The organism is Pelagicoccus mobilis, assembly GCF_016595505.1.
Classification (GTDB): Bacteria; Verrucomicrobiota; Verrucomicrobiia; order Opitutales; family Opitutaceae; genus Pelagicoccus; species Pelagicoccus mobilis.
Genome location: NZ_JAENIL010000068.1, coordinates 1 through 21,494, shown reverse-complemented (window position 1 = coordinate 21,494; position 21,494 = coordinate 1). Strand labels below are relative to the sequence as shown.

At 54.0% G+C, this 21,494-nt stretch carries 14 protein-coding genes and 1 pseudogene; 11 read left to right on the top strand and 4 right to left on the bottom strand.

What is annotated here, in order from left to right:
- Positions 1 to 4: 4 nt before the first annotated feature.
- Positions 5 to 3,136 (bottom strand): TonB-dependent siderophore receptor, encoded by a 3,132-nt coding sequence (locus tag JIN87_RS24425; RefSeq protein WP_200358570.1) that lies wholly within the window; start codon positions 3,134 to 3,136, stop codon positions 5 to 7.
- A gap of 401 nt (positions 3,137 to 3,537) precedes the next feature.
- Between JIN87_RS24425 and JIN87_RS24420 the strand changes: the two genes are divergently transcribed.
- The 8 genes from JIN87_RS24420 to JIN87_RS24390 all read left to right on the top strand — a co-directional run bounded on the left by JIN87_RS24420 (position 3,538) and on the right by JIN87_RS24390 (position 13,165).
- Positions 3,538 to 4,860 carry a Gfo/Idh/MocA family protein gene (locus tag JIN87_RS24420; RefSeq protein WP_200358568.1) on the top strand — a complete coding sequence of 441 codons (1,323 nt, stop codon included), beginning with the start codon at positions 3,538 to 3,540 and terminating at the stop codon, positions 4,858 to 4,860.
- Positions 4,861 to 5,011: 151 nt separating this feature from the next.
- The gene (locus JIN87_RS24415; protein WP_200358566.1) at positions 5,012 to 6,421 is read left to right on the top strand and encodes a sulfatase family protein; all 1,410 of its coding nucleotides are present in this window, start codon (positions 5,012 to 5,014) and stop codon (positions 6,419 to 6,421) included.
- A 355-nt stretch (positions 6,422 to 6,776) separates the two neighbouring features.
- On the top strand, positions 6,777 to 7,718 hold the full coding sequence (locus JIN87_RS24410) for a hypothetical protein (RefSeq protein WP_200358564.1): 942 nt from the start codon (positions 6,777 to 6,779) through the stop codon (positions 7,716 to 7,718).
- Positions 7,719 to 7,883: 165 nt separating this feature from the next.
- A complete protein-coding gene (locus JIN87_RS28415) occupies positions 7,884 to 8,135 on the top strand; it encodes a hypothetical protein (protein WP_234033597.1) in 252 nt (83 codons plus the stop codon).
- Entirely contained in the window at positions 8,060 to 8,563 is a 504-nt protein-coding gene (locus JIN87_RS28410) for a sulfatase family protein (RefSeq protein WP_325176409.1), read from the top strand. The genes JIN87_RS28415 and JIN87_RS28410 overlap by 76 nt, the downstream gene beginning before the upstream one ends.
- Positions 8,564 to 8,621: 58 nt before the next feature.
- A complete protein-coding gene (locus JIN87_RS24400) occupies positions 8,622 to 9,992 on the top strand; it encodes a sulfatase-like hydrolase/transferase (protein ID WP_200358560.1) in 1,371 nt (456 codons plus the stop codon).
- On the top strand, positions 9,958 to 11,394 hold the full coding sequence (locus JIN87_RS24395; RefSeq protein ID WP_345780812.1) for a sulfatase family protein: 1,437 nt from the start codon (positions 9,958 to 9,960) through the stop codon (positions 11,392 to 11,394). The genes JIN87_RS24400 and JIN87_RS24395 overlap by 35 nt, the downstream gene beginning before the upstream one ends.
- 13 nt (positions 11,395 to 11,407) lie before the next feature.
- A complete protein-coding gene (locus JIN87_RS24390; RefSeq protein WP_200358556.1) occupies positions 11,408 to 13,165 on the top strand; it encodes an arylsulfatase in 1,758 nt (585 codons plus the stop codon).
- 297 nt (positions 13,166 to 13,462) lie between these two features.
- On the opposite strand, the gene JIN87_RS24380 is transcribed toward JIN87_RS24390, so the two are convergent.
- From JIN87_RS24380 to JIN87_RS24370, 3 genes are read right to left on the bottom strand one after another with little or no spacing between them, the layout of a single operon-like run.
- Positions 13,463 to 14,398 carry a hypothetical protein gene (locus tag JIN87_RS24380; protein ID WP_200358555.1) on the bottom strand — a complete coding sequence of 312 codons (936 nt, stop codon included), beginning with the start codon at positions 14,396 to 14,398 and terminating at the stop codon, positions 13,463 to 13,465.
- A 7-nt stretch (positions 14,399 to 14,405) separates the two neighbouring features.
- A complete protein-coding gene (locus JIN87_RS24375; RefSeq protein WP_200358553.1) occupies positions 14,406 to 15,788 on the bottom strand; it encodes an FAD-dependent oxidoreductase in 1,383 nt (460 codons plus the stop codon).
- A 21-nt stretch (positions 15,789 to 15,809) separates the two neighbouring features.
- Positions 15,810 to 17,627, bottom strand: coding sequence for a sulfatase (locus tag JIN87_RS24370; protein ID WP_200358551.1), 1,818 nt, complete (start codon positions 17,625 to 17,627; stop codon positions 15,810 to 15,812).
- A gap of 195 nt (positions 17,628 to 17,822) precedes the next feature.
- Here JIN87_RS24370 and JIN87_RS24365 point away from each other — a divergent pair, with 195 nt between their 5' ends.
- The 3 genes and pseudogenes from JIN87_RS24365 to JIN87_RS24355 form a co-directional block, all read left to right on the top strand.
- Positions 17,823 to 19,361, top strand: a complete 1,539-nt coding sequence (locus JIN87_RS24365; protein WP_200358549.1) for a sulfatase — start codon at positions 17,823 to 17,825, stop codon at positions 19,359 to 19,361.
- A gap of 77 nt (positions 19,362 to 19,438) precedes the next feature.
- The gene (locus tag JIN87_RS24360; protein WP_200358547.1) at positions 19,439 to 21,118 is read left to right on the top strand and encodes a sulfatase family protein; all 1,680 of its coding nucleotides are present in this window, start codon (positions 19,439 to 19,441) and stop codon (positions 21,116 to 21,118) included.
- 42 nt (positions 21,119 to 21,160) lie between these two features.
- Positions 21,161 to 21,494 (top strand): annotated as a pseudogene (locus tag JIN87_RS24355) (PKD domain-containing protein); the annotation flags it as partial.

The window sequence follows — 21,494 nt, the reverse complement described above, 5'->3', positions numbered from 1 at the left end:
TATATTAGAAGTCGAACTTCGCAGAGAGAGCGAAGCTGCGGCCTTCAGGCAGGATCCAACGGCTGTCGAATCGTTGACCGTTCACTTGACGCGATAGAAGCGGATTGAGCGAGTCGGAGTCGAAGGCATTGTCTACATTCAGCTGGAGCTGCATATCCACTCCATCGGAAATAGTGGTCCGGTATTTTACAAACAAGCCCACCCAATGCGTATCATCGTTCCAGTAAGGATTGGTCGCATCCAGAGCGCCGCTACCATCATCCGCATAGGTGTAACCAACAACCGCACGATCTCTCCAACGGTAGCTGCCGCCAACGCTGAACTTCTTGAAGGGGCCTTCCTGGAAATCGTAGCCAGTCACGAAATTCGCTGACAACTCTGGCTGGCGTTGATCCGAGAACCCTTCGAGCGAAGCGATTTCCACAATATGCCGGTCGAATAAATCGAGCTGTTCGGCAATTGTGTTACGATTTCCATCCGCACCCACTGTATCCGTTAGGAAGGGGAGAAATTCCGGATAATCGTCTTCGATAAGATCTCTGATATGGACCGCCCATTTGCGCATCTCGGGAGCGACGTTACTGCTAACGTTCTCCTGCTTGGACAAATTGAAGGTCATACGCCAATTCGGGGTCGGATTCGCGGTGAGGCTCAGCTCCCAACCTTCCGAGGAGAAGTCTTGGGTCGCCTGATAAACGTCCCAGTTGAATTGACCATGCTGGCGCCAGAACTCGAAATCTTCAGGAGCGCCCAGCCCAGCAGCTTGCCGTTCGCTTGTCCAAGCCGCTAGGTCATCAGGAGTAAGCGCGGCATAGTATTGCTCGAGCGCCCAACGAGTCGTGGCGCGTGGCGGGTCGAAAGGTGCAACAGGTCCTACACGGGGACCTCCAGTCGCTTGGTTCAGGAAGTTCGTTTCGAACCAAGCCAAGGAGCCCGTCAACTTCCCATCCATAAGGTGGAACTTGAAACCATAGTCCTTACCTTCGCCGGTCTCATTGCCGATCCCGTTGCCGAAAATGTCTACCTTCTCAGCACTCGCAGGATTGAAGTTGCTGGATTCATTATAGAACACACCCAACCAAGGTATCGGCGTAATTACGATGCCCTTACTATTTGTGCTGCCGCCTGCGCTTACAGCATTTCCGGTTCTCGGGTCGATGCGCTTTACATTGGTGCTCAAACCGGTAGCTGGGTCAAAATTGGCTCCGACGCTCCAGCTATCCAGATCGTCCTCACGCCAGCCGAACGTTGTTACGATTTTCTTATCCCAGAAGAAATTCTGCATCGCGAACATTTCCGTCGTGGTTTCGGAGAATGTATTCGTGCCGAATCTTCCCAGCCAGAAAGGTGCTACGAATGTGGTGTTCGCTTCAGGGAGATCCGAAGCGTTCTCTTCCCAAACACGTGGGTACATACTCGCAAACTCAGGAACCTTGTACTGCCCGTTCTCTATATCGATATAGTTCTTAATGGCGATCCAGCCAGAACCATGTGAAAGGTCCGTTGTCTCCGGAGAGGTCATCGCATTTTTCAGCCAAAACTGCCGATCTACAAATCCCACGTCATTTTCTTCATACATCACTGCAAAATTATGATGCCCGAGGATCGTACCTAGCTTTCCATCAAAGCGATCTCGCAGATCGAGCTCATAGGATAGCATTGCTCTCACCGTCTCGTCATCGTAATTATGATCGAAGATAACAGGCGTGTCATTGAATGTGTAATACTTTCCAACGTTCGGATTAGCCTCAGTTCCCGAGCCTATAGTCCACCACGAGAGCGGGTTAGCCGGATCCACGGTATGAAGCGTCGGTAGAATGTCCAAGTAGACATGATCTCGAGAGCCCATCGAGAAGTCAGGCGTGTTATCCGTATCTTGACGATTGAAGGCCACCTCGAGAAACAGATTCTCTGTAAACTTCTGCTCGAATGTTACGGTTGTATTGGAAAATTCCTGGGTGTTTTTGTTTCCATTCGCCAGTACGTTCGACGTCATCGGCAAGACCGAATCGTCGGTGAACGAAATGCCGCCATTCGTCTCCTGAAAGAATCCAGGCACATTATTTTGCCCGGTGCCCAACGTGTACCACCCTTGATAAGTGTAGCTTTCGTCGACATCACCAGTGGCCATGACGGCCCAAGGGTTACCATTAAGGACAGAGCGGCCCTGAGGGACTTCGCGCATTCCTCTTTCAGCCATAACTTCGTTCAACCTATTACGGAAAACATCCGGATTCGAAAGAAAGTACGGATAAGTCATATTTAGAACGTCATCCGGGATCGGTTGAGAACCCGCGGCGATCCAAGGGGTAATCCCATCCGAGGGAGCCCAAGACCTGACATTGAGACGCTCCGCGTCGCCCCACTCGTGGTGAGCCCTGAGCGTCGTGTTCTCGAATGGCTTGAAGGTCACAGCCCCGTAATAGCGTTCGCTCTTATTGTGCCAGGGATTGCGATGATTGCGGTGGTCATCGTAGACTGTCGCAACCCTCAGCGCCAATTTGTCTTCGAGTAACACCCGATTGAAATTTGCATCGTACCGCGTGCTATCCCAGGTATCGAAGCGCATCCCAATGCTGTTCGAATTTTCCCACGCGGCGCGAGAACTTACCGCATTCGTCACTCCGCCCGGCTCCGCGATTCCGAAAAGAACCGAATTCGGGCCGCGAGAGAACGACATGCGCTCCGTGTTATAGGAGTCAGGCGCTACGCGGGTTTTAAAAAAGTCGCGACTGAAGCCGGTGAGCAAAAAGCCACGTACGCGATAACGAACGCCGAAGATCTGTTCGTTGCCAGTCGGGTCCGCAGTGAGGCCGCCACTCTCAGCCGGAGCGGAGTTCGGCACGTAGTTGAGAACGTCTTCGAAATTATCGACGGCAAGGTCCTCCAGCAATTGCTGCGTCACCTCCGTGACAGAGGCTCCCACATACCGGTTTTCTGTATTTAAGCGAGTGCCCGAAAGCGTATTCGTAGTCTGATAGCCTTCATCATCCGACGCATCGACAGTAAAGGGCGACAATTCGTAAATCTCGTCTTCGTCCGTATCGTCCTGTGCGTAAATGCTTGGCGAACTTGCCAAAGCGAGCGTAAGCAGGCCCTTAAAGAGGCCGTGGGGTAATTTGGGTTTTTCTCTCATTAGTGTTTGATGCTTTGAGTAGCTAGTTAACGTATCTGGCTTACGTTATAGTCAAAGGTACAAGAGAATACTCTCACTTTCACGACAATCGTCCGAACAATTGCGACATGCCTCTAGGCTCACCGTAGAAGGGCCCGCATCCTGGACACTGGCTTCACTTAACCCCCGAGTCATATCCTGCATTCGTCGAACAGATAAGCATGAGCTGAGTAAGACGGACACGCACACCTAAGCTCGTAGACAGCAGAACCAAAGGTCATTGACAGTCAATCCCGAGCGAGCTTCCCACCTCCATTTAAAGACAGGAAGGTAGAGTGCGATCACACTCCACCCTTCTGGCTAATTCGATTGTTTTCGTTGCCGCCCGCTTCTCACCAAAAAAACAAAATTCGACTTCGCGAGTGAACAGACGAAATTTCATTAGCAAAACGACAGCGGCCACAGCGCTCGCCGCCATTCAACCTTTCCACATTTTGAAGGGTCAAATCAGAGGAGCAAACGAACGCCTCAACATCGCCTTCATCGGCGCGGGCGGCAAAGGCCGGCACGCGATCAAGTCGCTCGAGAAAAACCCACTCGTGAATTACGCCGCCTTTGCCGACGTAAATGATTCCCACGCCGCCGAAACCTACAAGGAGCATCCAGAAGTGCCACGCTATCGCGATTTCAGAGTCATGCTGGATAAGCACGACAAAGAGATCGACGCCGTCATCATTTCCACGCCCGACCATATGCACCACTACCCCGCCATGATTTGCATGCAGCGCGGGAAACACGTTTACCTCGAGAAGCCGCTCGCCCATTCCATCCAAGAATGCCGGGAACTCGCCGCCATGGAAAAGGAGACCGGACTGGCCTGCCAAATGGGAAACCAGGGACATTCCAGACAAGGCATCCAACTCCTTCAGAAATGGATAGACGCAGGCATCCTAGGCGATGTGACAGAAGTCGTCGCTTGGAACCCGGGAGGCGGCACTCACAACACGAAACAGCCCAAACCAGAACCAATTCCAAGCACACTTGATTGGGACCTGTGGCTTGGCCCCACTAAGTGCGTTCCCTATAGCAGTATATATTGCCCGGCAACATGGCGTTGGTGGTTCGACTACGGTCACGGCACCTTGGGCGACTGGGCCTGCCACAACATGGATGCCCCCTATCTCGTCTTAGGCCTAGGTCTCCCCTCCTCCGTTCAGGTGCGTACCCAAGGTGCGAATACGATCGGCTTCCCCTCCGAAGCGGAAGTCGTCTACCAATTCCCAATGAAAGGACGCAAAGAGCCGCTCACCTTCAAATGGTATAGCGGTACAGGCTTCGGCCCCCAAAGACCCTCCCTTCTAGAAGCAGGCCGCGACCTAGGGCACAAGAGCGCCGGCGGCACACTCATCTACGGAACCGACGCCACCGTCATGATGAACTCCCACGCTAGCAGTACACGCATCATCCCCGAAACGCGCATGCAAGAACTCGCCCGCTCGCTCCCTCGTGCCGCCAAGCGCAGCAACCATTTCCAAAATTTCATTCTCGCCTGCAAAGGCGAAGAAAAGACGCGCTCAAATTTTGAATACGGAGCCCGACTAACAGAAGTGATGCACTACGGCAACATCGCCACCCATCTCAATCGAGATTTAAAAATCGACACCCAGAAAGGCAAGATCCTCGGCGACTCCAAAGCCACCAAGCTAATGAGCAGCCCCAAAGCTCGCAAAGGCTGGGCAGTTTGAAGTGATAGATAAACCTCTACAAATAGGTTTAAAAGACCACCAAAAAAGTTTCTGTAGCATTCTGCGAACATCCGCGGGCAACACTATCTGATTGCGGCCTTGCGACTCTAAATATTCAGTCTCCCCCTAAAACAACTAGACATCTCGGTACATGGAACCCCGCCTAAAACAGACCTTGGCAACTTTTTGCCTGCTCCTTGCGACGCCTTTAGCCTTTGCCAAACCTAATATTATTTTTCTCCTTGCGGATGACCAGCGCAGCGATGCCCTTGGGTCCTACGGCAACGAGCTAATCCAAACGCCAACCCTCGATAAACTCGCGGAGAATGGCGTCCGTTTTGAAAATTCGTTTTGCGAAGTCCCTATCTGTGCCGCGAGCCGCTCGACTCTTTTCTCGGGACTCACCCAGCGAACCCATGGCTACAACTTTGGACAACCCAAAGTTCCCCAAGAGTATATAGCGACGAGCTACCCCATGATGCTGAAGAATGCGGGTTACCGTATCGGTTTTGCCGGAAAATACGGGATGAGCTTTGCCGGACCAGGACTGAAAGACCAGTTCGACTTCTTCGAAGAAATCGGAAGGAACCCCTATCTAAAACAAATGCCCGACGGAAGCCTTCGCCACGAAACGGACCTATGCATCGACGCCGGTATCAGTTTTATTGATACAATACCAGAAGATAGACCGTTTTGCTTATCCATCAGTTTCAACGCCTCCCATGCCGAGGATAGAGATCATCGTCCCGGCTACCATTTCCAATGGCCCGATTCGGCAGATGGGCTCTACGACGACATCGAAATCCATGCTCCAAAGCTCTCCGATGATAAATATTTCAATGCGCTCCCGAAATTCTTCCAGGACGAAACAGGGCTCAGTTACAAGCGCTACTTCTGGCGCTGGGACACCCCAGAAAAGTATCAGACCAACATCCGTGCCTACTACCGGATGATTACCGGCATCGACAACGCCATCGCTCGACTGCTTGAAACCCTCAAGGCTAAAGGTCTCGATCAAAACACCATCATCGTCTATTCCGCCGACAACGGATTTATGATGGGCGACAGGAAAACCGCCGGGAAATGGAATCACTATGAGCAATCGCTGAGTGTTCCTCTGATTATCTATGATCCAAGGCTTCCCGAGAATAGACGAGGACGTGTGATAACGGAACTCGTTAGCAACGTCGACATAGCGCCGACCTTTGTCGAGATGGCAGGACTAGAGGTTCCTTCCGCTTATCAGGGACTCTCGCTCCTTCCGCTGATAGAAGGAAAATCCGTCACCTGGAGAGAGGATTTTTTCTGCGAACATTTGTTCAGACTCTACAACAACTGGCACGGGGTGCGAAGCGAGAGATACAAGTTCGCGGTCTACTATGACGACGACTACGAAGCCCTCTTCGATCTGAAAAAAGACCCCAACGAGCTCAACAACCTAGCCCAGAATCCCGAATACGCCAACATACGTCGCCAGATGATAAAGCGACTCGAAGAATATAAAACAGCCTACCCCCAAGCTGAAGTGCCCCCCACTCAAACGAAACCGCGACCAAGATAGAAAATTCCTCGCACACGCGCCCCCTCGAAAACGACGTCGAATCTTCCTTGTTCCAGGACAGCCCGTTCGTGCGTACCAGATAGGGTACGGTCAATATAGGGTTCAGCACGATTATATAACTCCGGCAACAAAGCCACGCGATAGTCACAAAACCAGACAGCCTTGACAGTCAACCAGTCCCAACATTGCGAGCTACGCCCACCTCAAATACTCGTCTCGAAACTCCCCATTCATATTTTTCCGTCCCCAAATAACCTGATGAACAAAGCGACACTCTCGTCATCAACTTGGATCAGCTTCAAAAATGAAAAAACGCTTACTCATTGCCCTATCAACTCTGCTAGCCTGTTGCTGCATGTCATTCGCTAACGCAGATAAATCAGACGCACCCAGCCATGGCCTCGTTGGCCTTCGCCCGCTCCCTCGTACGGAGGCCGATTGGAAATCGAACCATGGCGGGAGCTGGCAAAACACGCCCACCTACGAAGCCCAGAAAGGACAATACCCTTTCGTAGCAGAGCACATCGACACCGTAAAGGGCTGGCTCGATGGCGACTTCAAAACCAAGCGAATGTTCTTCGAGCATTATTGGGGTTCCGCTGCCAAACTGGATGACCTCGATCCGAAGAAAAACCAGCTCGTTAAGAAAATAAAAAGATGGGAAGACCAAGGCGGTATCGTCGAGCACATCCTCATCTGCCGCGAATACGATCTTGTCATACATCGTGGATACAAAGATGCGGTCCCCGGCCCCTTCGAGGAGGACACTCGAATCCTGTTCGAAAAAGACATTGACGACATCCGCGCTCTCTTCAGAAACGCTCATCGGCAAGGGCTTCTAAAGCATGACAATTACAAGCTGATCCAGATGGTGCAGCACCCCGATTTTTTCGCAACCGACGAACGCTTCCAACCGATCATGGACAAGGTTGAAGGCATCGCCTACGAATCTCACCAGTTCAACCGACACTGGCCGCGTGAAACCGGCTGGGGAAATCCAGAGAAGATTATCAAAGGAGCGAAATGGACCCTCGCTCAGGATAAAGAATATATCTTCTACTACGGCCCCGTCATCTGGAAAGCCGACAAAGAGAAATACTATGAATTCGTAGAACGCGACTGGCTAATCAAGTTCTGGGAAGAAGGCCTGCCCAAGCATCACCCCAAGATGCACTACTACCTGAACATTTTCCCTCACGGCTCCGGCCGCATGCGCCCCTGCGGCCCCGAAACGGATCCTCATTCCAAACTCGGTTTCACCAAATGGCTGATCGAGGAAATCAAGATGAAGCCGTAGCGAAAATTTAGATTGGTATGAGCGTGCGTGTCACGCGATTCGGATGGGAAAAAGCTGTCCATCAAACGCGTGACAAGCACGCACCCACAATGATTGGACAGTCTCTTAGGTTTCAATTGAATGGAGTGTATCGTTCTCCTCGTCATCGATACCCCAAAAATCACAATGACCTCACCCCATCCCTTTCTCGCGGGCCTACGCCTTGTACTCGTTCTCTTCACAATCCTGGCCTCCAGCGGTCTCGCCCTCAGCGCCGAGGAGCGGCCCAACATTCTCTTCTTCTTCGCAGACGACTGGGGACGCTACGCCAGCCTCTATGCGGACCCGGAGACGCCGGACCGCTGCGAGATGGGAAAGCTTCGATTTACGAAGGTGGGATCCGCGTCCCCTGCATCATCCGCTGGCCCGGAAAAGTAGCGGCGGGGGAAACAAACGACGGACTCATGGCCACCATCGATCTCTTGCCGACCTTTGCCGCATTGGCCGGCGCCAAGGTTCCCGATGACCGTGCCATCGATGGGATCAATCAATTGGAATATATCTTGGGGAACGCCAAGTCGGCTCGCAGCAACTACCTCTACAATCCCGGATCAGCATCGGTGCAGACGAATATCCTCACCGGCAATGCGATTCGCGAGGGAGACTGGAAACTGATTTCCCCATTGACTGTAGGATGGTTTCTCGAAGATGCGGGTACCGGAGATTGGGAGCTCTACAATCTGAAAGAGGATATTGGCGAAACGAAGAACCTAGCGGCTCAGTATCCTGAAAGAGTGGAACGCCTTAAACACTTGCTTCAATCCAGCGAGGCAAAATTCCCAAAACCAAAGATTCCGGCGAAGTGACGCGTGATTCAGAAATAGTCACGCCTCACGTTCAGTTTTTCACGCGAAAGCTTCGCCCATGAAAAAGCTGATTGTTCTGTTGTGTCTACTGGGATCAGTGGGGTGCGCTGCACAAACGCCGAACATTGTAATAATCCTTACCGACGACATGGGCTGGAACGCCTTGTCGATTCCGGCGGACCCGGCAATCCCGGAATCAGGCAGCTCCTATTATCAAACTCCGAATACGGATCGGCTGGCCGAAGGCGGCATACGCTTTTCGAGGGCGTACTCCCCTTCTGCGGTATGCGACCCCACACGCACGAGTATCCAATATGGCATGAGACCAACGGCTCTCGGAAAGTTTGCCACGGTCGCCCCCAAAACACTGCCGCCGGTCTCCGATGCAATGGTCAGTCGTTTGAAAGCGGCCCACCCGCAGTATAAAGCAGCCCATTTCGGCAAGTGGCATCAGCGATCCCGGACTCCCGAACAGATCGGATTCGACCTGAGCGATGGCCAGACCATGAACGACCAGAGCAAGGACCCCATGGACCCGAAAATGACCTTCTCGCTGGCGAGAAAGGCCAACGCGTTTATGGAAAACAACGCCCAAAACGGCACCCCGTTTTTCCTGCAGGTTTCGTTCTACGCCAATCACCTGAAATACGAAGCCCTCCCTGAAACCATTGCGAAATACGAAGCACGCTCTGATCAAGCGACCGAACATCACAACTCTCCGCTATGGGCGGCGATGAATGAAGATATGGATACAGCGGTAGGATCGATCCTCGACACCCTCGACAAGCTGGATCTAGCGAAAAACACCTACATCATCTACACAGCAGACAACGGTTATGAGTTTAAGCGAGATAGATTGAAGCCGGTGGCCGAGCGCGATTACTACAAATCGTATCCGTTGCGCAGTCACAAATATGTTCTCAGCGAAGGCGGAATCCGTGTTCCTTTTATCATTAGAGGACCGGGCATTCCCGCTGGCGTTTCATCCCGCACGCCGGTTGTGGGCTGGGATATCCTACCCACGGTGCTAGACATGGCCGGAGCCTCCGACCAAACTCCAGAAGCCGTAGAGGGCGGAAGTTTACTTCCCCTATGCCTCAGTGGCGGAAAGGCCAAAGTGAAAAGATTGGATCCCTTCATGGTTTTCCGCTCCGCCTTGGCAAAAGAAGAAAAAGGAGTTTTTGGTGGTATGCTGGATGTCGCCATCATTCAGGACAGCTACAAGTTCTACCGCGAGCTAGAGTCTGGAAACGAGTACCTGTGGTCGCTTAAGGACGACCTTGGCGAATCGAACAACCTGCTGAAAAAAATGCCCGAGCGTGCAGCACAGCTTCGCAAGAACATGGACGACTACTGCAAACGGGTGGGCTGGGACCAAAAGGAACGAGCCAGCCGTGCCCCTCGAAAAAAGGCCGGAAAGAAAGAGTAGAGTGAAGTATTTGATATATTTTTTGTTTGGGATCCTCACGAATTTCAATTTTTCACTTTCAAGTTTCGCTGCGCAGCAGCCTCTACCCAATTTTGTTGTCATCTTTACCGATGACCAAGGCTATGGGGACCTCAGCTGCTTCGGGGGAACGCATGTGGAAACGCCCCGTATTGACAAAATGGCGACTGAAGGTGCCAAGCTAACCAGCTTCTATGTCGCCGCCCCCGTCTGCACCCCTTCACGGGCCGCATTGATGACCGGCTCCTATCCCAAGCGAATCGATATGGCGACCGGGTCCCGATTCGGCGTCTTGCTCTCCGCGGATTCGAAAGGACTCCATCCCAACGAAATCACCATAGCGGAAACGCTCAAAAGCGTCGGCTATAAAACAGGCATGTTTGGGAAATGGCACCTTGGCGACCAACCAGAACTCCTACCTACGCGCCAAGGTTTCGACGAGCATTTCGGAATCCCCTACAGCCACGACATCCACCCCTACCACCCCAGACAGGATCATTTCCAGTTTCCCGCACTTCCACTTCTGGATGGAGAAACCGTCATTGAAATGGATCCCGATGCAGATTTCTTAACGAAACGCATCACCGAACGAGCGGTCGACTTCATCAAGCGTCACAAAGAGGATCCATTTTTTCTCTACATCCCGCATCCCATTCCCCATACGCCGCTTCACGTTTCGCCACCGCTAATGGAAAGCATTTCCAGTGCCATCAAAAACGAACTGAAAAAGGAAGACGGGAATATCGACTACAAAACCCGCAACAAGTTATTCAAACAGGCGATCGCGGAAATCGATTGGTCCGTAGGGGAAATTTTGGATACGCTGAAAGCGCAAGGCATCGACGAAAACACACTCGTCCTCTTCACCTCCGACAATGGTCCCGCCGTCGGCAATGCGGGACCTCTCAAAGGCAAAAAAGGCAGCACCTTCAAAGGTGGCATGCGCGAAGCCACCGTCGTTCGCTGGCCCGGCAAAATTCCCGCCGGCTCATCGAACAACGAACTGATGACTGCCATGGACTTACACCCCACCTTCGCAAAACTCGCCGGAGCGACCCTACCCTCCGATCGGATCATCGACGGGAAAGACGTCTGGTCCACACTCATCGGCAAGGCGAAGACGCCTCACGACGCCTTCTTCTATCACCGAGGAAACAATCTCCAAGCAGTCCGTTCTAAAGATTGGAAACTGCATCTCAAAGACGGGAAGCCATCGGCCCTCTTTGATCTAAAAACCGACATCGGAGAAAGCGAAGACCTCCTCGCCAATCACCCGAAAATTGCGAACAAGCTAATGGCCTACGTGCGAGAATTCGAAAAAGACCTCGCAGAAAACAGCCGCCCCGCCGCATTCGTCGAAAACCCCAAAGCGCTTAAGCGATAGTCCCTTTCCCTACATGAAAATCCCCCTCACCACGCTTCTACTCCTCGTTATTCATTCCACACTCTTCGCCGCCTCAAAGCCTTTCGAGGGAGTGATAGGCCGCACCGCTGCGGATTCCAAACCGGATCCATTGCTAGAAACAAATGCCCCGGAGGGAGCCCCAAACGTAATCTACATTGTGCTCGATGACACGGGCTTTGGGGATTTGGGCTGTTATGGGTCCATCGTTTCGACGCCTCATATGGACGCCCTCGCGGAGAACGGACTGCAATTCAACAACTTTCACTCGAAGTCGGTATGCTCGCCGACACGGGCCTCATTGCTGACCGGGCGCAATGCCCACACCGTGGGTATGAAGGAGCTTCCGGGCAACGATCAGGGGTATCCGCACACGCGGGGACAGGTGACGGCTGCAGCAGCCAATATCGCTCAAATCCTGCAGCGAAACGGTTACTCGACAATGCTGGCGGGAAAGTGGCATTTGGTGCCGAGAACGCAGTTGAGCGACGCGGCGGATCGGACGCATTGGCCATTGCAGAAAGGCTTTGATCGTTTTCATGGATTCTTGTCCGGTTGGAGCGATCAGTATCGTCCTAATCTGGTAATCGATAACCGCAATGCGACTCCACCCGAAGATCCAATGTATCACTTTTCTGAGGACATAGTGACGCAATCGATCGATCACTTGCGTTCCAATTTGAATAAGCGTCCAGAACGGCCCTTTTTCCTCTACCTCGCTTTCGGCGCGGTTCATTCGCCGATCCAGGTTCCCAAGTCCTATATCGAAAAATATCGAGGAAAATTCGACGAGGGCTGGGATTCGGTGCGCGGGCGACGACTCCGTCGGCAGATCGAACTTGGCATCGTGCCCTCCGATACGGAGTTGCCGCCTCGCAATCCAGAAGACCCCTCATGGGCGGATTTGAGCCAAGTGGAAAAGGAAGTCTTCTCCCGCTTCATGGAAGCCTATGCCGGCTTTTTGGAGCACACTGATGATCAGATCGGCCGTTTGGTTGAATTCCTGAAGTCGCGTAGTGTGATGGAGGATACGCTCATAGTTTTGATCTCCGACAATGGCGGAGCTCCGGAGGCGGGGATCGAAGGTAATTTCGAACACCCTTATAGCGGCACACTGACCGTCGAGCAGATGCATGAACGCTTGGATGATCTCGGATCGCGAAAATCGCAGCCTCAGTATCAGCGCGGCTGGGCGATGGCGTCCAGCGCCCCCTTCAAGTATTATAAACTATGGCCATTCAACGGTGGCGTGCGCACGCCTATGATTGTGTCTTGGCCAAATGAGATACGCAAAACGGGCCTGCGCGAGCAATTCGTGGATGTGATCGATATCACGCCCACAGTTTTGGATTATCTAAATATAGAGACTCCGGAGCATTTCGATGGAGTAAGGCAGATACCACTACAGGGGAAGAGCCTGCGGGGAGTATTCGAAAGTGCCAATGCGCCCGCGCCGCGCGATACGCAGTTTTTCGAGCTCTGGGGGAGTCGCTCGATTTACCATAAAGGCTGGAAGGCTGTCGCTTTTCACAAGGCGGGAACTTCGTTTGAGGAAGATCTTTGGGAGCTCTACTATCAGCCGGAGGATTTCGCAGAGGCGAAGAACCTAGCGAACGACCATCCCGACAAACTCAAGGAGTTACAGGCGTTGTGGTGGAGCGAAGCTGAGAAGAATGGCGCCTTGCCTTTGCTCGAAGCCCAAGGAGGCCGCAAAAGAAGCTACGATCAGATTTTGCGAGCGAACGAGCGTTAGGCCTCCTCAAGGCCCTCGAAGCCAAAGGCATCGCCGACGACACCATCATCGTCTTCACCTCCGACAACGGCGGAAACATGTACAACGAAATCCCGGCAGACGATTACAGTACACCGACCTCAAACCCTTCGCAGCGAGGTAGATCAAGTCATGAAAACCACCGAGACCCCCCGCCTAAAGGACGCCTTCGATCGTTTGCCTTGGGTCGATCCTACAAAACCGTGATCAAGAGACGTCGAAAACACCCCCCACAAATGTTAAGCAAGTGGTAGAGAACGAAATCGACTTTAAGCGGTATTAATCATCCTCAGGTCCCCGCTCAATAGTCAGCAAAGCACTATCGATGAGGTTGAGCGCCGAGTCGAAACTTCCATCCACATAATACAGAGCCCACTCTTTTTTGCCCTCCGCATCATTCTCTTCTTTACGCGGATAACCCACCAGATCCAGAAGTTGATAGCTTCGAGGACTCGCGTTGTCGATATCGACTCCGTAAACGAGCGATGCCTGATCGTCATTTGGCTGGTCGATCTCGATCAGCAAGCGGTAAGGCAAAGATTCTTCCGTCTTGTCAGGCACGATATAATCGGCCGGGTCGAAGGAACTGTTTTGGGTCGCTCCAGAAATGGCATCGACTTCAAGTTCCCCTGCAAGGTCCTTGTCGGAGGCTTCCGCTTCCCGTTTGGCCTCCTCCCAGCCGCTGCGCTTGAAATGCCAATACGGCAAATGACTTGAAGCACCCTCCGGCGCGCGAAGTGTCTTGATATGGTACTGCGAGGCGTTCTCCAGCCAAATGGCGAATTCCGGCGGTTGGTTCCCATCGAAGCTGGGCCCTTTGCGAACGTTCAAATCCATCCGGTAACGCGGGTCGGGAACGTACTGGTAACGCATCCCGACTTCGTTCACTTCAAAGCGATCGAGCGCCGGTCCCATATTGCAGCTCAGCCGAAGAACGCTTCGCACCGGAGCAGGCTGCCAGAGAAAAACCGCCACCCAAATCAAAGTCGCCACCAAGGCCGCCCAGGCCGTTCGGCTTTTTAGATAAGTGGATAACTGTCTGAAATTATTGAATACATGAAACCCGATCAGAGCGACGAAGGCAAAACCGATCAGGGCATGCAATCCAACGATCCGTATGGAAAACGGCAGTACGAAGGCCAGCACGCCGCTCACCGCCAAGACGATGAAGCTAAAGGCGACGAACAAAGAAACCGTGCTGCGCTTGCGACTCATCTAAGTATCAGACCCTGCCTCCTTTGGGCACAATCGCACCATGCTCCTTCAGCTTCGCCCGAATCTGATCGAGCGGCACTTCGCTTGGCGTCAGGCCGGACTTAGCAGCCAAACTCGCAGTGACTGCCGCCGCCTGTCCCATCGCCATGCAGCTGGCCTGAACGCGGGCCGCCGAGTTGGCCAGTCGATCGCTGGATAAGCAGCGTCCTGCGACCATGATATTTTTCGAGCCCTTCGGAATGAGTGCGCCTCTTGGGATGGTTGGTACTTTACCGTGAGGGAGCGGTTGGGGCTTCACCCCGTGCTCGTCGTGCAAATCGATTGGATAAAACGAGTAGCATAGGGCATCGTCGAAAATCCGGCCGGTGGTGTAGTCGCGTACCGTGACGATGCTTTCCCCTTTGATGCGATAGGTTTCGCGGCTGGCGGTTTCGTTCATCATCCGATCAATAGTGGCGTTTTCGCCTCCGGGAACGGTCTTCATGAACTTGAGCATGCGCAGGACGTGTTTCCGGCCAGCCAAGTTGCTTTGGGTTTGCGTAGCCGCGGTGGAGGAGTCAGCGCCGAAGATGTGGTTGCTACCACTCGATCCGCTGAACGGCGCCATCGCTTTGCCTCCCCACGTATCCCCTTTCTGGAGTCTACCGTCTGCGATCGCTTCGTCGTACATCTTTTGGATGAGCGCTTTGTTCTCTTGCACGACCGCTTTGTCGAAGCCCTTGAAGACCACCATTTGCGTTCCGGGCTGACGCACATCGCTCCACATGCGCTCAAAGCCCAGCATGCCCACCACCGAAGCACTGCCTGTGCAATCGATAATTTGGCGACAGCGCAATTGGTACTGTACCCCCTGTCCCACTACAGTGACAAGCCAGCCGTCTGAGGTCTTTTCGATCGTTTGAGGGAACTGATAGTAGGCCACGGAAACGCCCGCTTCCAAACAGGCCTCCTCCGCGAGCAAGGCATAAAGATGTGCATTAACGCGTACTTGGTGCTGAGGATGCTTCTTGGGGACTTTGGAGAAGTCTTGCAGCTTTTTGCCGTCGACCTTGGTTGTCCTCGCGACCAGTTCCCAACCGATCCCGGAAATGTACTGCTTTCCCCAAGCGTGAAAGAGGCCGGGGAAATTGACGCCGCCTGTCGTCGTCGTTCCACCCAGCTGTGAATTGCGTTCGAGCAAAACCGTCTTAGCCCCCATACGCCCCGCTTGAATAGCAGCAACATGACCTGCAGACCCGCCACCTACGACGAGTACATCGACGTCGAGCCTCTCGGGATTTTGCGAATCGGGCGTTGGTAGGTTTTGAGCACTTGCTTTGTGCACCAGGCCGGAAGCGGCGAGGATGGCGGTTCCGGCGACTTGGCCTTTGATGAAATTGCGACGATTCATGATTCTTTATGTATTTAAAATTTAGTTACGATTAAGGAGTCGTATGCGATCGATTTTCAGCTGCTGCTTGGGGACTCGAGAACTGAAGCGCAGCAAATGCAAGCCGGCTTGATCAAAGCGGACCACGCCTGCCGAAACAAGATCGAAAGATTCGGACTGTCGGATCGGCTCGATGTCCATGAGTGGCTTCATCGGGAACCCAGCGTCCGCCTGTTTGGCGTCATCGACAACGGCGGCCGTCGAAAGCGTGCAGGAACCTTCGGCGGCGAGTTCGATGGAGAGGTCGTATTCCCTTGGACGATCAATCTTAATCACGAATTCGATATAGCTGCCTGGCCCCTTGATCAGGGCGGCGCAAACCGCTTTCCCTTCCGAGGCATCCACGCGCTCTTCGGGGTAGTGATAGTTTCCTCTTTGCCCGGAATCCGAGGAAGTTTGATGAGGCAGGTCCTCCGCTTCCAACCAGCCCTCCGCGTCTGGCTCGGCGTGTTTCAAACTCAAATGTTTGCTCAGTTCCTCAATGACAGTTTTGTATTCGGAGTCCTCTGACAAATTGGTAAACTCGTGAGGGTCGCTGTCGAGGTGATAGAGTTCGGTTTCTCCTGTAGCGAAGCGGGTCATGCGGTAGTCATTGCTCAAAACCACGTCGTAGCGAATGCCTTCTTCTTCGCTCGACATCAACACGGGCTTTTCCCAATCGGCCTGCGGGTTCTTCAACAAAGCAACGAGACTGTTGCCATCAAGCGATTGAGGCGGCTCCGGTAGCTCCAGCAAGTCGATCAAAGTCGGAAACAGATCCAACAAGGACACCGCCTTGTCGCAACGCTCCCCTTTAGCCAAGCCCGGACCCGCAATCATCAGATTCACGCGCGCCGAATCATACCAAGGCTTCATCTTGGACCAGCCTTCTTTCTCGCTCAATTGATAGCCATGGTCGCTCCAAAGAACCACATAGCCCTTCTCCGCGTGAGGACTGGCATACCAGGCATCGAGAATGCGCCCCACTTGATCATCGGCGAAACTGACACAGGCCAAGTAGGCCTGAACCTTTTCCCTATCGAAACCCTTCGCCTCAAGCGCCTCATGATAGCCAGGACCAAACTTGGCCGGGTTGCGTGCCATGGTCTTGAAACGCTCGGCGAGATCATCCAAGTCGTCTTCTCGAGTTTCGGGCATGACTAAGTTCTCGAGCGGATGCCGATCAAAGTATTCCTGCGGCACCACCCAGGGCACGTGAGGCCTATAAATGCCCAGAGAAAGAAAGAGCCCCTCCCTATTCGCTTCCAGAGCTTCAACCCCTTTGCTCACCGAAACGTAATCGGGCATTTGATGGGTAGGTACGGAGGCCACGCCCCATCTGCCGGATGGGTTGAGGTCCCGGTAGGTTTCCGGGATCGGCTTCGGCTCTCTGCCGCGGCGCGTGTACTCGTCGAATTCGGCTTCGTCGCGATTGTGAAAGTTCTTTCCGATCCCAATGCTTTTCCATCCGTGGCCGCTTAACAATTTGGGCAGAGTTATGGCATCCGAAATATAGCTACGCCACGGACGGCCCCCATTAGGATTGGACTTCGCTCCTGTGCGTGCCGGGTGCAGTCCCGAGAAGATGGAAGTCCGAGAGGGAAAACAGACCGGTGAAGAACAGATAGCCCGCGTGAAGGTGACACTGCGGGCGGCAAATCGTTCTAGATTCGGTGTGGTCGCCTGAGGATGCCCGCCAAGCACGCTATTCCAGTCATTCCAATCATCGATATTCAGAAAAAGGATACTCGGCCGCGAGTCATCCGAACCGGCATTCGATCCCGAATCCGCTGCAACGGCTATAGCCGACGTACAGAACACGGCGAGCGCAACGAACCAGCCCAATCGCCTCCCCCCTATTCGCATCCACCAAAGCACCACGATTTCAAAAAGTTGCCCATAATCTCAAAATCAACTCCTAAGGGCCGTACAAAACCCTAGCAACTCGACTTAATATTGACAGTCAACATAGAGCACTCTTTTCGCCACTCCCACTTCCCTTAACCTTCCCTGAAAATGTACCCTCTAAAAGCTACATCCTCCTTCCTTCTCATAGTCTTCCTGAGCCTTGCAGGATTCATAACGAGTGGCCTCGGGGCCGAAGAAAGCGACGCCAAGCCAATGAACGTCGTCTTCATCCTCGCCGACGACCTCGGCTGGAGCGACACCGAACTCTACGGAACCACCGAGCTCTACAAAACCCCCAACCTCCTCCGCTTGGCCGAGCTCGGTTGCACCTTCAACCGGGCCTACTCCAACTCCCCTCTCTGCTCGCCCACCCGAGCCAGCATCCTCACCGGCCAAACGCCCGCCCGCCACGGCAGCACCCAACCCCGGCACCACACTAAAACCGTTAGGCTGAAGGCCGAGCTAGCGAAACGTGCCCGCCCCTCCGAAAAAGCCCTTCCCGTGGATACGGTCACGCGACTGGATACCAATCTGCCTACCCTCGGCAAACTCATGAAACAAGCCGGTTACGCCAGCGGACACTTCGGCAAATGGCATCTGGGTCCCGAGCCTTTTAGCCCGCTGGAACACGGCTTCGACATCGACCTACCGCATTGGCCTGGCTCTGGCCCAGCCGGCGGTTTCGTCGCGCCCTGGAAATACAAGAATTTCAAAGCGAACTACGAAGAGGAGCACATCGAGGACCGCATGGCCGAAGAAAGTATCAAATGGATGAATACTCTTTCCAAGGACCAGCCTTTCTTCATGAATTACTGGCAGTTCTCCGTCCACGCCCCCTTCGATGCCAAAAAAGAATTGATCGAACACTACCGGGACAAGATCGACCTCGATAGCGGACAGAAGTCCGCCACCTACGCTGCCATGGTCCACTCGCTCGACGACGCGATCGGCTCCCTGCTCGACGCCCTCGAAGCCAAAGGCATCGCCGACGACACCATCATCATCTTCACATCCGACAACGGCGGTAACATGTACAGCGAAATCCCGGCGGACGATTACAGTGCACCGACCTCAAACGCCCCCTTGCGCGGCGGCAAAGCCTCCATGCGTGAAGGCGGCGTCCGTGTCCCTTGCATTGTCGTCTGGCCCGGAATCACCACCCCCGGAAGCCGCAGCGACGAGTTGATCCAAACCTCGGACTTCTACACCACGCTCCTCAAGGGACAAGGCATCGCCCTGCCAAAGAACCACGTCGTGGACGGCATCGACATCACGCCCGCCCTCAAAGGCGGCGAGCTCGACCGCGACGCGATCTTCACCTACTTCCCCTGCCTCGTCCCCGTCCCCGAATGGCTGCCACCTTCGGTCTCAGTCCACGCGGAAGAGTGGAAATTGGTCCGCGTCTTCTACGGCGGCGAAAACGGTCAACACGATTACAAGCTCTACAATTTGGAAAATGACATAGGCGAAACGACCAACCTCGCCGCCGCCCACCCAGAACGCGTGAAAGACCTCGACCGCATGATCGACAAATACCTCTCCGACTCCAACGCCGTCACTCCCCAGCCCAACCCCAATTTCGACCCCGCCCAATTCGACCCCGCCGCCATCGGCATCCGCCCTGTTAGCAAAAAGAAAAAACGGTAGTAGCGCCAAGCTCGCGCCCACCTCCGTACCAGCATTTATACTACACAAAACTCATTCTACCCCTTCCCCAGCAAACAATGCCCCAATTCCTAAAAACCTCTCTCGCGCTCCTAGCCTCTATCTTCGCGCTATCGTCGATCCTGCACTCTGCGGATAGGCCCAACGTCATCATCATCTTCACAGATGACCACGGCTGGGCAGACCTCAGCATCCAAGGCGTGCTTGAAGATGTGAAGACCCCACACACCGACCAACTCGCCCGCTCCGGCGTTCTCTTCACTTCAGGCTACGTCACCGCCCCCCAATGTCGTCCCTCCCGGGCCGGCTTGATGACGGGACGCTATCAAAACCGTTTCGGTCTCGAGCACAATGGCCACAACGGCTTTCCCTGGAGCGAGTATACCATTGCGGAACGACTCCGAGATGTGGGTTACATCACCGGAATGGCGGGCAAGTGGCATCTCGATGGCTTCGTCGACAGCTTGGGAAAACTGCCCGACGGCAGCGACGCGACCCCGGAGCAAATCAACGGCAAAGGCAGAGAGTTAGCCAAAGCCCATCGCAACAGCCCCAACCCGGGCCAAGTGCACCGCCACGGCTTCCAAGAACACTTCAGCGGATCGATGAACAACTACGTGGCGACGCACTCCGCCAATGGCAAAAAACTCAAAGGCGTCGTCGCCCACAAAGACGAACGCTACCGTCTGGAAGTCCAAGCCGAGTGGTCGGTGAACTTCATCAAACGCCACGCCAAAGGCGAAAAGCCATTCTTCCTCTACACCTCCTTCTACGCCCCGCACGTCCCCCTAGAAGCGCCCGAGAAATACTTGAAACGCTTTCCCGGCAAAATGCCTGAAAGACGTCGCAAGGCCCTCGCCATGCTCTCCGCGGTCGACGACGGCGTCGGCCTGATCCGAAAAACGTTGGAAGAAGAAGGCGTTCTGGAAAACACGATCATCTTCTACATGGGCGACAACGGTGCGCCCCTCAAGATGCACAAGATCGACGCTCCCGGTGGAGGTCCCGGTTGGGATGGTTCCCTCAACGAGCCCTGGATCGGAGAAAAAGGAATGCTCACCGAAGGCGGCATCCGCGTCCCCTTCATCGCCAGTTGGCCTGCCGGCTTCCCGGGCGGTCAAGTGGACGATCGCCCCGTGATCTCTATAGATACCATCGCCACCGCGCTCGTCGCCGGCGGAGCGAAACTCGACGACCGGATCGACGGCGTCGACCTGAGCCCCTACCTCACTGGCAAGAAGCTAAGTCACCCTCACGAAAACCTCTACTGGCGCTGGGCCGGACAATACGCTATCCGCTCCGGCAAATGGAAATACCTAAAAGCCGGCAAACGCGAATATCTCTTCGATCTATCGACCGACGCGCAAGAATCCAAAAATTTAATACAAGCTAATCCGGAAATCGCCGCCACCCTCAAAGGGGACCTCATCAGCTGGTCCGAGGAGCAATACGAACCCGGATTCGATCACCCCGTCGGTTACGCCGGAAACAGATACTTCGATCACTACTTGGATGGGAAACGACAAGCTCCGCCCCAAACGCCCGCAGCCGCTAAACCCGCTAAACCCACCAAACAAAGATCCCTCTTCAAACTCCGCGACACCAACAAGGATGGGTTCGTCACTCTAGCGGAGTTCATCGGCGACCCAGAAGGGAGGAACGTATCCGCACTCACCAAACGATTCCATAACCTCGACAAAAACGGCGACGCCCAACTCGACAGCGGAGAACTTAAGTAGCGCCTAGCCAGCTTTCGCAATGTGTCCAGGCCTCAATCTGCCATGAAATCGCCCCTCAAAAACCTCATGTTCTCGTTGCTGGCCCTCAGCTTGCAATCAGTCACTGGATACGCTGCGAGCCGCCCCGGGAAGACTTTCGAGGTCTTCCAGTTCCCCCAAGACCAGATTCCACGTATCGATGGGAACTTCGACGATTGGGACATCGTCCCCGAATCATTCGCGATCGGACTCGACGAACTCAGCGACACCGTACGCGGCAAAGGAACCGACCTCGACCCAGCCGATTTCAATCTATCAGTCAAAGTCGCCTGGGTGAAGGGCCTCAACCGGCTCTACTTTCTCTACGAAGCCTACGACGACTATTGGGACTTCAAGC